Raw genomic sequence first — 12,500 nt, 5'->3', positions numbered from 1 at the left:
CAGCTGCGCGGAACCCCTGGAGGAGGGTGACCGTTTCTGCGGCGTCTGCGGCTACGCCGTGACCGCTCCTCCCCCCGCTGCGTCCGCGGACCATCCGACCATGCCCATCCCACCGGGTCCACCGGCCCCGCCGGCCGCCCCCGCGGGCGGCTACGGGACCCCGGCGCCCGGCGCGCACCACGACGGCGCCGCCGCCGAACCGGCGCCCGGCTGGGGCAGCGTGGCCGCGGCCGCGCCGACGCTGGTCGACGAGCCGGCCGGCTGGAGCGCCGCGGCGGAGCCCGGGCTCCTGGCGCGGCCGGGCCCGGCCGAGGCCGCGTACGGGAGTCCGGGCCACGAGGGCCCGTACGGCACCGGAACGCCCCCGGAGGGGACCGCGTGGGGATCGGGCGACGGCCCGTACGCCCCCGTGTCCGCCCCGGAACAGGGGTACGTCGGCCGGCCCCGCGGCAGCGCCGCGGACGGACCCGAGCCGGCGCCGCACAGCCCGTCGGGGCCCCGGCCCTCCGGCCCGCAGGGCAGGGCGGACGGCGCCGAGACCCGCCACGACCGGCCCGGCGGCAGCCCCGGCACGCCCTCGGAGGAGACGCCCTGGGGCTCGGGCGAGGCCCCGTACGAGGCCGCCCCCTACGAGGCGGCACCGTACGACAACGCGTCCCAGCCCGGTGCGGCGGCCGGCGGCAAGACCTGCGTCGCCTGCCGGGCCGGACACGTGGACACCGACGGGTACTGCGAGCACTGCGGGCACGCGCAGCCCCGGGAGCGGGACCACCTCGAAGAGGAGCTCGGGAGCGTCGCCGCGGTCAGTGACCGGGGGCTGCGCCACCACCGCAACGAGGACTCCTTCGCCGTGGCGGCCACCGCCCTGCCCGACGGATCCGCCGCCACCGTGGCCATCGTCTGCGACGGCGTCTCCTCCGCGAGCCGCCCCGACGAGGCCTCGGCCGCAGCGGCCGGCGCCGCCAACGAGGCGCTGCTGGAGGCGCTGCCCCGCGGCGCCCACCCGCAGGAGGCCATGCACGAGGCGATCCTGGCCGCCGCCGCCGCGGTGAACGCCCTGGCCCCGGAGACCCCGGGCGCGCAGAACGCCCCCGCCTGCACCCTGGTGGGCGCGGTCGTCAGCGGCGGCCTGCTGACCATCGGCTGGGTGGGCGACAGCCGTGCGTACTGGGTGCCCGACGACCGTGCCGCGCTGCCGCGCCGGCTCACCGAGGACGACTCGTGGGCCGCGCAGATGGTCGCCGCCGGTCTGATGGGCGAGGCCGAGGCCTACGCGGACGTCCGCGCGCACGCCATCACCGGCTGGCTGGGGGCCGACGCGTACGACCTCGAACCGCACACCGCGACCTTCAAGCCCGACCACCCCGGGGTGGTGGTGGTCTGCACCGACGGACTGTGGAACTACGCGGAGTCCGCACGGGAGATGGCCCAGGTGCTGCCCGCCGACGCCGCGACCCGCCCGCTGCACAGCGCGCAGGTCCTGGTCGGTCACGCCCTCGACGGCGGCGGCCACGACAACGTCACCGTGGCGGTGGTGCCGTTCGCCACGCACCCCGAGCAGCAACCGGGACCCGATGCGGAGCCGGGCCCGGCAGCACGACCGGAACCGGAAGCGCGCCCGCAGGTCTGACCCGCCTGCCCGAGCACCCTAGGAGTCCCACCGATGGCGAATTTCGCCAAACCGAGCGCCCCGCGCTTCACCGTGGAGGTGTACCAGAACGAGTTCCTCCCCGAGGGCGGGCGGGACGTCCATGCCATCGTCACCGTCACCGCCACCGGTGGCGCCGCCGCCACCCGGACGGCGGCCGCCGACGGCACGGCCGCCGTCGTGATCATGGTCGACTGTTCGGGGTCCATGGAGTACCCGCCGGAGAAGATGCGGGGCGCCCGCGAGGCCACGGCGGCGGCCGTCGACACCCTGCGCGACGGCACCGCCTTCGCCGTGATCGCCGGTACGCACGTGGCCAAGGAGGTCTACCCGGGCCAGGGCCGCCTCGCGGTGGCCGACCCGACGACCCGGGCCCAGGCCAAAGAGGCCCTGCGCGGGCTCAGTTCCGGCGGCGGCACCGCCATCGGCACCTGGCTGCGCCTCGCCGACGGCCTGCTGCGCGGCTCGACGGCCGTCATCCGGCACGGGATCCTGCTCACCGACGGCCGCAACGAGCACGAGGAGCCGGCCGCGCTCCGGGCCACCCTCGACGCCTGCGCGGGCCGCTTCACCTGCGACGCCCGCGGGGTGGGCACCGACTGGGAGGTCAAGGAGGTCACGGGCATCGCGAGCGCGCTGCTCGGCTCCGCCGACATCGTGGCCGACCCGGCGCACCTCAGCGAGGACTTCACGCTCATGATGGAGAACGTCATGGGCAAGGAGGTCGCGGACGTCGCCCTGCGCCTGTGGACCCCGGTCGGCGCGGAGATCCAGTACGTGAAGCAGGTCGCGCCCACCGTGCAGGACCTGACCGAGCGCCGCGTCGCGGCCGGCCCGCGCGCCGGCGACTACCCGACCGGCTCGTGGGGCGACGAGTCCCGCGAGTACCACGTGTGCGTGCGCGTCCCGGGCGCCGCCGTCGGCCAGGAGATGCTCGCCGCCCGCGCGACGCTCGTCCTGCCGGGAGCGGCGGGCGGCTCCGAGACCGTTCTCGCCCAGGGCCTGGTGCGCGCGGTGTGGACGACCGATCTGGTCGCGTCCACCGCCATCAGCCCGCAGGTCGCCCACTACACGGGGCAGGCGGAGCTGGCGCAGGCCATCCAACAGGGTCTGGAAGCCCGCAAACTGGGCGATGTCGATGGGGCCACGGCCAAACTGGGACGCGCCGTACAACTCGCGAGCGCCTCCGGGAACGCCGACACGGCCAAGCTCCTGGCGAAGGTGGTGGATGTCGTGGACGCCGCGGCGGGTACTGTGCGGCTGAAAGCCAGGGTCGCCGATGCCGACGAGATGACGCTCGAAACGCGATCGACGCAGACCGTCCGAGTGAAGAAGTCCTGAGACCTGACGTGAAGACGCAGGGAGAAGAAGGGGGAAGCGCCGCCATGCCGACCTGCCCGAACGGGCACCAGTCCGCCTCCGACGACTGGTGCGAGGTCTGCGGCCACCGCATGGGTGCCCCGGAGGGGCCTCCCCCGGTGCCCTCCTACGGCTACGGTTTCCCCCCGACCGCCGGTGAGCCGACCGCCCAGGCCGAGCTCTGCCCGCAGTGCCGGACCCCCCGCGAGGCCATGGCCCCGTTCTGCGAGGAGTGCCGGTACAACTTCCTGACCCGTTCGGCGACCTCGTACGCGCCGCCGGCGCCGGACGCGGGCCCGCAGCCGACCGGTGCGGGCTCCGTTCCCGGTCCCGGCCCGGGTCCCGGTCCCGGTGGCACGCCTCCGCCGCCCGTGCCCGCTCCCGGGAACTACTCCCAGGACCACTTCGAGTACCAGGGCTCGCGGCCGTCCCGGGTCAACCGGCCGGCCGAGCCGCTCCAGCGCGAGGACGACTGGCTGCTGCCACCGCCCGCGCACGAGCAGCCGCGGGAGTACCAGCAGCCCGCGCAGCCCCAGTACCAGCAGCAGCCCCCGCCGCCGCAGCAGCGGGAGTACCAGCAGGAGTACCAGCAGCAGGCCCCGCCTCAGCAGCAGTACCAGCAGCAGCCTCCGCCTCAGCAGCACCAGCCGTTCCCGCCCCAGGGCGGCGCCTGGTCCGCGACGGTCGGCCCCGACCGCTCGTACTTCATGGCGATGATGCAGCGCAGCGGCCCCGAGGCGGCGGGGCTCAACCTGCCCGCCTACTCCCCGGAGCAGCACCTTCCGCTCTCCGGCGGGCAGATCACCATCGGCCGCCGCCGCGCCTCCACGGGCGAATCCCCCGACATCGACCTGTCGGTGCCCCCGGAGGACCCGGGCGTCTCCCACCAGCACGCGGTCCTCGTCCAGCAGCCCGACCTCAGCTGGGCGGTGGTGGACCAGAACTCCACCAACGGCACCACCATCAACGGCGGCGAGGAGCCGATCCAGCCCTACGTCCCCGTCCCGCTCACCGACGGCGACCGCGTCCACGTCGGCGCCTGGACCACCATCACCATCCGCCGCGGCTGATCACGCCTCCCCCAGGGGCCATACGTAGGGCCCCTGGGGATCGTCGAGCCAGGACCACTGGCCCTCCGGGCTGACCGAGACCCCGAAGCGCTCGCGGGCCGGACGGCCCTCGCTGCGCCACAGGTCCAGGGCCTCGCGGGGGTGCAGTACGCCCGCGGTCAGCACGAGCATGAACTGGAACCGCTCGTTCTCCACCAGCTCGTACGGGAGCCCGTACGCCGCCTCGCCCGGCTCGGGCGGCGCGGAGGCCGTGGCTCCGCGCAGCGGGACGAAGTACGCCGAGGTGTGCAGGAAGCGGCCCTCCGCGAAACCGGCGTCCCGCACCGTGAGCGCGATCAGCCCGGTCGACAGGGGGGCCAGGATCCGCGCGCCCGGCCGGCACTGGCCGAGCCAGGCGTGCGGGATCAGCGGCAGCGTGCAGGTCACCATGATCCGGTCGAACGGGGCCCGGGAGGGGCAGCCGCGCGCGCCGTCCCCGGTGACCACGACCGGATGGTAACCGAGCCGGGCCAGGTGCGCCCGCGCGGAGTCGGTGATCTCCTCGTCCAGGTCCATGGTGGTGACGTGCTCCTCGCCGAGCCGGTGGCAGAGCAGGGCCGCGTTGTAGCCGGTGCCCGCGCCGACCTCCAGGACGTCGTCGCCGTCGCGCACGTCGAGGGCGTGCAGCATCTTCGCCATCAGGGAGGGCTGGCTGCTGGAGGAGACCAGCCGGCCGTCGCGCAGCCGGGTCGCCAGCGGGGTGTCGACGTAGACCCCGCGCAGCCAGCGGGCCCGCCGTTCGGGGTCGGGGTCCTCGGCCCAGAGCCGCTCGTGGCCGGCACCGCGGCCGGTCCAGAAGTAGGGGACGAAGACGTGCCGGGGCACGGCGGCGAACGCCGCCCGCCAGCGCGGGTCCTCCAGGGCCCCGGCAGCGGTCAGTTCCCGCACCTGGGCGGCGTGCGCGGTCTCCCGCAGATCGCGCGTCTCGGTGCGTGCGGTGTGTGCGCCCATGCCTCCACTGTCCTGCGCACGGCCTTCGTGTGCGAACGCGCGGCCCCGGCCGGCCCCCGTCGAAGAGTCTTAGGCCCCCGGTCCTCCGTCCGGGTGTCTGAGACGATGGTCGGGTGAATGAGATTCCGCGGGGCACGGTTCAGGAGCAGACCTTTTACGAGCAGGTGGGCGGCGAGGACACCTTCCGCCGCCTCGTCCGGCGCTTCTACGAGGGGGTCGCGGAGGACCCGCTGCTGCGCCCGATGTACCCGGAGGAGGACCTGGGCCCCGCCGAGGAGCGGTTCACGCTGTTCCTGATGCAGTACTGGGGCGGTCCGACGACCTACAGCCAGCACCGCGGGCACCCGCGGCTGCGGATGCGGCACGCGCCGTTCCAGGTGGACGCGGCGGCGCACGACGCCTGGCTGAAGCACATGCGGGTCGCGGTGGACGAGCTGGGCCTGGCGCCGGAGCACGAGGCGCAGCTGTGGAAGTACCTGACGTACGCCGCCGCGTCGATGATCAACACGGCGGGTTAGGGCCCCCCTCCGGGCCTGCGGGCGGACGGTCAGACCGGACGGACCTGGAGGGCGCCCAGGCCGCCGGTCACGCCGGGGCGGCGGGTGGCGACGGACCCGTACGGGGTGCGCAGCCGCAGCCAGGTCCCGGCGGCGAGCAGCGCGACGGGGGCGGGGGCCGCGGGCACGGGGGCGGCGGCGGGCACGGGGGCGGCGGCGGGCACGGGGGCGGCGGCGGGCACGGCGGCCCGTACCGGCCGCAGGAAGCCCAGGGACTGCGCGGCGTGGACGACGCGCAGCGGGAGTTCGGTGTCGCCGAGGGTGCGTGACCAGATCTCACGGCCGATGCGGTCGCGCTCGGCCCGGGTCCGGTGCTGGGCGGGCAGGGCCTCGTCACGGGCGCGGAACTCGGCGATGGCGGCCGCCACGGCCTCGCTCATCTCCCGCGGGCCGGGCAGGCCCGGCAGCTGCCGCCAGCCGCCGCGGGGCGGGAGCACCCCGGTCCAGGGCGGTCCGGTGACCGGCCCGGGCACGGTGGCCGCGGCCGAGGCCTCGTCCACGGACTCCAGGAGCTCGCCGGCGGACACGGTCAGGTCGAGGGGTGCGGTGACGGGCGCGGCGAGCCGCACCGTGCGGATGGCCAGGACCTCGAAGGACGGGGGCCGTCCGAAGACGCCGAGCGCACCGCCGCCCGCCTGGAGGCGGACGGCGGCGGCGCGGTCGTAGTGCACCAGCCGGCCCAGGAAGGCGGCGAGGTCCGCCGCCTCCCCGGAATCGGCGAAGCGCAACTGCTCGTTCATGCCGCGAGGCGTCCTTCCCGGCGGTCGCCGGAAGCGGACGCGGACGCGGCCACGGGCTCGTCGAGGTACTCCTCCAGGAAGTGCCTCTCCTCGGCCGTGATGCGGCGGGGCCGCCCCGCGGCGAGGTTGTAGGGCACGACCACGGTCTCGGCGCGCACGTAGACCGTCTCGGGCGCGTCCTCGGTCGCCTCGTCCTTGACCTCGTAGCGGATGGTCAGGGACGCGGCGCCTATCCGGGTCACCCAGGACTCGATGAGGACCGGCTCGTGACGGTGCACGAGGGGCAGCTTGTAGTCGATCTCGTGGCGGGCCACGACGGAGCCGCCCGTGAAGGATTCACTGCCCTCCCCCGGCGCGAGGCGGAACATGAAGTCGATCCGCGCCTCCTCCAGATAACGGAGGAAGACGACGTTGTTGACGTGCCCGAAGGCATCCATGTCCGCCCAGCGCAGGGGGCACCGGTAGTGGTGTCTGGCCATGACGGCTACCTCAGCCTCGGGTGAGCTTCTTGTACGTGGCACGGTGCGGGCGGGTGGCGTCCGCACCGAGACGCTCGACCTTGTTCTTCTCGTACGACTCGAAGTTGCCTTCGAACCAGTACCACTTGGACTCGCCCTCGTACGCCAGGATGTGCGTGGCGACTCGGTCGAGGAACCAGCGGTCGTGGGAGATGACCACGGCCGCACCGGGGAACTCGAGCAGGGCGTTCTCCAGGGAGGAGAGCGTCTCGACGTCGAGGTCGTTGGTGGGCTCGTCGAGGAGCAGCAGGTTGCCGCCCTCCTTGAGCGTCAGTGCCAGGTTGAGGCGGTTGCGCTCACCACCGGAGAGAACGCCGGCCGGCTTCTGCTGGTCCGGACCCTTGAAGCCGAAGGCGCTGACGTACGCGCGGGACGGCATCTCGACCTGGCCCACGTTGATGTAGTCCAGCTCGTCCGACACGACCGCCCAGAGGGTCTTCTTGGGGTCGATGTTGGCGCGGGACTGGTCGACGTACGAGATCTTGACGGTCTCGCCGATCTTGACGGAGCCGGAGTCCGGCGCCTCCAGACCCTGGATCATCTTGAAGAGCGTGGTCTTGCCGGCGCCGTTGGGGCCGATGATGCCCACGATGCCGTTGCGCGGCAGGGTGAAGGACAGGTCGTCGATCAGCACCTTGTCGCCGAAGGCCTTGGAGAGGTTGTTGACCTCGACGACGATGGAACCGAGGCGCGGGCCCGGCGGGATCTGGATCTCCTCGAAGTCCAGCTTCCGCATCTTGTCCGCCTCGGCCGCCATCTCCTCGTAGCGGGCCAGACGGGCCTTGGACTTGGTCTGACGCCCCTTGGCGTTGGACCGCACCCACTCCAGCTCTTCCTTGAGGCGCTTCTGGCGCTTCTCGTCCTTGCGGCCCTCGACCTTGAGACGGGTGGCCTTCTTCTCCAGGTAGGTGGAGTAGTTGCCCTCGTACGGGTGCGCGCGGCCGCGGTCGAGCTCGAGGATCCACTCGGCGACGTTGTTGAGGAAGTAACGGTCGTGGGTCACGGCCACGACGGCGCCCTTGTACTGGGAGAGGTGCTGCTCCAGCCAGTTCACCGACTCGGCGTCGAGGTGGTTGGTGGGCTCGTCGAGGAGGAGCAGGTCCGGGGCCTCGATCAGCAGCTTGCAGAGCGCGACGCGGCGCTTCTCGCCACCGGAGAGGTTGGTGACGGGCCAGTCGCCGGGCGGGCAGCCCAGGGCGTCCATGGCCTGCTCCAGCTGGGCGTCGAGGTCCCAGGCGTTGGCGTGGTCCAGGTCCTCCTGAAGCTTGCCCATCTCGTCCATGAGCGCGTCGGTGTAGTCGGTCGCCATCAGCTCGGCGACCTCGTTGAAGCGCTTGAGCTTGCCCATGATCTCGGCGGCGCCGTCCTGGACGTTCTCCAGGACGGTCTTCGACTCGTCGAGCTTGGGCTCCTGCATGAGGATGCCGACGGTGAAGCCGGGCGAGATGAAGGCATCGCCGTTGGACGGCTGCTCCAGGCCCGCCATGATCTTCAGAACGGTGGACTTACCGGCACCGTTCGGGCCGACCACACCGATCTTCGCGCCGGGCAGGAAGTTCAGGGTGACGTCATCAAGAATCACCTTGTCGCCGTGCGCCTTGCGCGTCTTGCGCATGGTGTAGATGAACTCAGCCAAGAGAAACCGTCCGGCAGATCGATGGTGGGCAGATACACCCCATCTTGCCAGGCGTCCATACCCCGGGGGAAACGCGTATGGTCCGGCCCCCTGAGCCGGGGCGCGGATCGGGGGACGGGTCTCACGCTCTGGTCACCGCCGGTCGTCATGGGTAGCCGCTGAGGGCTCTCGACGGCCGGCAGGTCAGGCGATCTCCCGGCGCTCGGGCGCCGTCCGCGTCTTCATCCCGCCGACGATGAGCGCCAGCCCCAAGGCGACGATGCCGAGGTAGGCGGTGGACGGAAGGTCGACGACCTTGTGCATCCAGCCCCACTCCGTGCCGAAGAAGGTCTGCGAGGCGAAGCTGACAAGCCCCTGGGCTCCTACGACGTAGCCGATGCTTTCGACGGTGTATCCGATGGTTGTTCGCACGGATCAACCCTCTCGCGGCGATGCCGCAAGATCATCCTCCACAGGGCCGAAAACACGGTAGTCCAAAGGATGCAGTCGGTGTCACGGGCAGGAGGTCCCTGGCATGAGGGCATCGGTCCGTCCCGTCGCAGCGCCTGGCGGCCCGCGTGCAGGCGGAGCAGTTCGCGCGGCAGGAGCGGCTGGCCGGTGCGCAGTGGCAGCGCGGGCGGGAGATCGCCGAGCTGGAAGGGCGGCGCCGGTGCTACGTGACGGCCGGCTCCGGCTGCCGCCGCTACCGCGTCGAGCTCATGAACCACCTGTGGCTCCTCCACAAGGGAGAGGTGACGGCTCAGGGGCGGGCGGACCTGGAGGACGCCCGGCACGCCATTGCACGCCGCTTTCACGGAGGCCCAGATGATGGCCTCCGACACGGTGCCGGCCGAGCTGGACGCCATGACCGACACCCTCTCCCGGGCGTACAGCCGGACCATGCGCCTGGGAGGGGGCAACCCGCGGCCCGGGGAGTCGTTCGAGGAGATGCACGGCGCCCTGGCGGGTGTCGGGGGCCAGTGGCAGGACATGCGCGGCGCCATGAGAGCCGACCTGGGGGTGGGCCCTCAGGCGGGCGGAGCGCCGGCGGTCGGCCCGTGAGCGGGGTCAGCGGGGGCGGTAGACCGTGAGGGCTTCCGGGAGTTCGTCCAGGACGAGGGCGGGTGGGGCTTCGGCGTATTCGCCGTCGTAGGCGAGGGGGGTGCCCGGGGGGATGTCGCCGATGCGGAGGCTGCGCAGGCGGGTGGCGGTGTGGACCGGGGAGCGGCTGAGGGGGCCCGCGAGGGCGGCGGCCAGGAGGCGGGGGCCGGGGCGGCCGCCGCCGTAGACGATCCGGAGGTCGAGCAGGCCCTCGCCGAGGCTGTCGCGGCGGCGGGGGGTGGGGCCGGTGCCGTGGTAGGTGCCGTTGCCCGCGAAGAGCAGCCATACGCTCCGGGGCCGCCCGGCGAGCCGCAGCCGCACGGGCCGCTGGGCGCGCAGCACCCGCCAGGCCGCCAGCAGCGCGGCGGGGCCGCCGCCGATGCGCGGGCCCCAGCGCAGCCGGTGGCCCAGCAGCTCCGGGTAGGCGCCGATGCTGAAGTTGTTCAGGAAGTAGCCGGGCTCCGCTGCCGGGCCTTCCCCGGGGCCCGGGGAGAAGCGGCCCACGCCGACGCGGACGGCGTGCCCGTCGGCCAGGGCGCGGCAGGTGTCCTCGCTTCCGCCGAGGCCGAGGTCCATCGCGAAGTGGTTGAGGGTGCCGCCGGGGAACACGGCCAGCGGCACCCCGGCGCGCAGCGCGGCGGTGGCGGCCGCGTTGACCGTGCCGTCGCCTCCGCAGACCCCGAGCACGGCGGCCCGCCCGGCCGCCGCCGTCAGGGCGGGCAGCAGTTCCTCGCCCGCGCACTCGATCACCTCGGCCTTGGGGAGCCGGGTGCGCAGGAGGCCGAGCCCCGCGTCGGCGGCGGTTCCCGACGCGGTGTTGACCACCACGGTCAGCCCGGCCCCGTCGGGCAGCGCGGGCGCCCCGGCGGCCGCCCGTTCGTCACCCGGCACGACCCGGGCCTCCTGTACGTCCCGCGCGAGGCGGCGTACGACTCCGGCCGCGGCCACCCCGAGCGCCGCGCCGGCGACCACGTCGGAGGGGTAGTGCACGCCGGTGTAGACGCGGGAGAAGGCCACGGAGGCCGCCACCGGGGCCAGCGCCACCGCCCAGCCCGGGGACTCCAGCGCCAGCCCGGCGGTGAAGGCGAACGCCGATGCCGAGTGCCCGGAAGGAAAGGAGGTGGTCTGTGGCTGCGTCGCCAGCTGCCGTACGGCGGGCACCCCGTCCAGCAGTGGCCGCGGCCGGCGTACGGACCACTTGCCGACGGTGTTGATGGTCGCGGAGGCCAGCGCGAGGGAGGCGACCGCGCGCCCGGCCGCCTTGCGGCCCCTGGTCGAGCCGAAGACGGCGATCGCCGCGGCGGCCCCGCCCCACAGCACGCCGTGGTTCGCGGCCCGCCCGAGCCGGGGCAGCACCCGGTCGGCCCCGGGCCAGTGCCGCCGGGCCACCACGTCGAACAACTGCCGGTCCCATCGGGCGACGGCACCCTGCAAGGTCAGTTCCTGATCAGCCATCCTCTGCCCTTACCCGGGGCGGCGGATCCGAATCTGCCCCGGTGGGCCACCCGGCCCAACGGGCCCAACGGCCCCGACGACCCGCCGGGCACCCCTCGGCGCCCCGAGGAGGACTACGCCCCGTCCTCCTCGTCCAGCGGGCGCTTGCGCAGCAGCAGGACCACCAGGCCGCCCAGGACCACCAGGCCCACCGCCAGGGAGGCGATCACCGGGGTGGCCGCCGAGCTGCCGCTGGTCGCCAGCCGCTCCTCGTCCGGTGAGGTCGTCGGGACGGCCGCCGACGGCGCGCCCAGCGCCACCGCGTCCGAGCCGGTGACCGTGCCCGCCCCGGCCACCGGGGCCGGCGGCCAGAGTGCCGTGGCCGTGGCGGCGGCCGCGGACTCGCTGGAGCCGGCCACGATCTGCGCCTGTGCGGGCACCTCGCCGGTGAAGACCCGCCCGACCGGCACCTTGGTCGCACCGTGGACGGTGACCGATGCCGTGCCGTCGGGGGTGCCCGCGGGCACCTCGAAGTACAGCCGGCTCCCGTTGACGGCGGTGTCCACGGGCGCCCCCTCGGCGTCCACCACCCGCACCCCCATCGCGACGGCCGCCGCGTCCGGGACGACCGACACGCTCCGCGCCCCGGTCCGCACGGTCACCGGGCCGAGCCGGGTGCCGACCGGCCCCGACACGTCGCCGGGGTCCAGCCCCAGCGAGGCCGGCGGCTCCGGCAGCTGCCCGGCCGCCCGCTGGAGGTAGTCGGCCAGCTTCTCCGCCGCCGGGTCCGCCGCCTCGACGTGCACCCCGTCCGCCAGCCGCCAGATCGCCACCTGGGTCCCGGCCGCCGCGCTCTCCGCGGTGAGCGCCCCGGCACCGGCCGCCTTGGCGAGCCCGGCCAGGTCGTTCAGCTGCGGGTAGGAGTGCTCCAGGACCCAGCGGATCCGGCCCGCCTCCCGGTTGCCGGCGAGCGGGCTGCCGCTCCAGCCGCTCTCGGTGTACCGGGACTGCGGCTGGGCGTTGCCCGCCACGCCGACCCCGTACGTCTGGAGCATTCCGCCGCCGTCGACCCGCATCTCGTAGAGCCCGGCCGGGATCTGCCGGACCGATCCGTCCCCGGAGCGCAGGACCGCCTGCCCGTACGTCTTGAGTCCGTCCAGCACGGCGCTCGCGCCCTCCGGTGCCCGGGGCGTCACCGGGTCGGAGTCGGCGGCGGCCCGGGCGGCGGGGGCGGTGGCGAGGGCCGCGGCCAGCAGGGCCACCGCCAGCGGCCGGCGCGCGGAGCCCCGTACGGCGGCGGCAGGTTCGAGAGGCGCGGGCACGGCGGCGGAGCGAGGTACGGAGCCGGCAGCGGCGCGAGGCGCGGCGCCGGCAGCGGGTTCAGGAGCGGAGGATGCGGGAACGGCAATCGACACAGTCTTCCCCTTCGGGCCAAAGACCCAGGTGCCCGTGAGTACCGGGGAATCCT

The 12,500-nt window shown here is 74.2% G+C and carries 12 protein-coding genes; 5 read left to right on the top strand and 7 right to left on the bottom strand.

Translation table 11 applies throughout. From position 1 onward, the window contains the following. Nucleotides 1–100 precede the first annotated feature (100 nt). From ACZ4VT_RS34235 to ACZ4VT_RS34225, 3 genes are read left to right on the top strand one after another with little or no spacing between them, the layout of a single operon-like run. Nucleotides 101–1,630 (top strand): PP2C family protein-serine/threonine phosphatase, encoded by a 1,530-nt coding sequence (locus ACZ4VT_RS34235; protein WP_467955292.1) that lies wholly within the window; start codon nt 101–103, stop codon nt 1,628–1,630. A 33-nt stretch (nt 1,631–1,663) separates the two neighbouring features. Beyond that, on the top strand, nt 1,664–2,989 hold the full coding sequence (locus tag ACZ4VT_RS34230) for a vWA domain-containing protein (RefSeq protein ID WP_467955291.1): 1,326 nt from the start codon (nt 1,664–1,666) through the stop codon (nt 2,987–2,989). A 44-nt stretch (nt 2,990–3,033) separates the two neighbouring features. After that, nucleotides 3,034–4,077 carry an FHA domain-containing protein gene (locus tag ACZ4VT_RS34225; RefSeq protein ID WP_467955290.1) on the top strand — a complete coding sequence of 348 codons (1,044 nt, stop codon included), beginning with the start codon at nt 3,034–3,036 and terminating at the stop codon, nt 4,075–4,077. Here the strand turns inward: ACZ4VT_RS34225 and ACZ4VT_RS34220 are convergent, their stop codons facing one another. Further along, a complete protein-coding gene (locus tag ACZ4VT_RS34220; RefSeq protein ID WP_467955289.1) occupies nt 4,078–5,067 on the bottom strand; it encodes a methyltransferase domain-containing protein in 990 nt (329 codons plus the stop codon). It lies immediately after the preceding gene. Between the two features lie 113 nt (nt 5,068–5,180). Between ACZ4VT_RS34220 and ACZ4VT_RS34215 the strand changes: the two genes are divergently transcribed. Then, on the top strand, nt 5,181–5,585 hold the full coding sequence (locus tag ACZ4VT_RS34215; protein WP_351591687.1) for a globin: 405 nt from the start codon (nt 5,181–5,183) through the stop codon (nt 5,583–5,585). A 29-nt stretch (nt 5,586–5,614) separates the two neighbouring features. Here the strand turns inward: ACZ4VT_RS34215 and ACZ4VT_RS34210 are convergent, their stop codons facing one another. From ACZ4VT_RS34210 to ACZ4VT_RS34195, 4 genes are all read right to left on the bottom strand, one after another. Further along, entirely contained in the window at nt 5,615–6,364 is a 750-nt protein-coding gene (locus tag ACZ4VT_RS34210) for a DUF8010 domain-containing protein (RefSeq protein ID WP_467955288.1), read from the bottom strand. Then, nucleotides 6,361–6,843 (bottom strand): acyl-CoA thioesterase, encoded by a 483-nt coding sequence (locus ACZ4VT_RS34205; protein ID WP_467955287.1) that lies wholly within the window; start codon nt 6,841–6,843, stop codon nt 6,361–6,363. The genes ACZ4VT_RS34210 and ACZ4VT_RS34205 overlap by 4 nt, the downstream gene beginning before the upstream one ends. Before the next feature lie 10 nt (nt 6,844–6,853). After that, complete coding sequence (gene ettA, locus ACZ4VT_RS34200) at nt 6,854–8,518, bottom strand: energy-dependent translational throttle protein EttA (protein WP_383575822.1); 1,665 nt, start codon at nt 8,516–8,518, stop codon at nt 6,854–6,856. Nucleotides 8,519–8,701: 183 nt separating this feature from the next. Then, the gene (locus ACZ4VT_RS34195; protein ID WP_467955286.1) at nt 8,702–8,929 is read right to left on the bottom strand and encodes a hypothetical protein; all 228 of its coding nucleotides are present in this window, start codon (nt 8,927–8,929) and stop codon (nt 8,702–8,704) included. A 393-nt stretch (nt 8,930–9,322) separates the two neighbouring features. Between ACZ4VT_RS34195 and ACZ4VT_RS34190 the strand changes: the two genes are divergently transcribed. Further along, nucleotides 9,323–9,559, top strand: a complete 237-nt coding sequence (locus ACZ4VT_RS34190) for a hypothetical protein (RefSeq protein WP_467955285.1) — start codon at nt 9,323–9,325, stop codon at nt 9,557–9,559. Nucleotides 9,560–9,565: 6 nt separating this feature from the next. Here ACZ4VT_RS34190 and ACZ4VT_RS34185 read toward each other — a convergent pair whose 3' ends face one another. Together ACZ4VT_RS34185 and ACZ4VT_RS34180 are read right to left on the bottom strand one after the other, a co-directional pair. Continuing rightward, nucleotides 9,566–11,053, bottom strand: coding sequence for a phosphatase PAP2 family protein (locus tag ACZ4VT_RS34185; RefSeq protein WP_467955284.1), 1,488 nt, complete (start codon nt 11,051–11,053; stop codon nt 9,566–9,568). Between the two features lie 113 nt (nt 11,054–11,166). Continuing rightward, a complete protein-coding gene (locus ACZ4VT_RS34180; protein WP_467955283.1) occupies nt 11,167–12,354 on the bottom strand; it encodes a thioester domain-containing protein in 1,188 nt (395 codons plus the stop codon). Between the last annotated feature and the right edge of the window lie 146 nt (nt 12,355–12,500).

Source organism: Streptomyces sp. NPDC029164 (genome assembly GCF_055563995.1).
The sequence above is the reverse complement of the archived record's forward strand: the minus strand, read 5'-3'. Positions and strand labels throughout refer to the sequence as shown.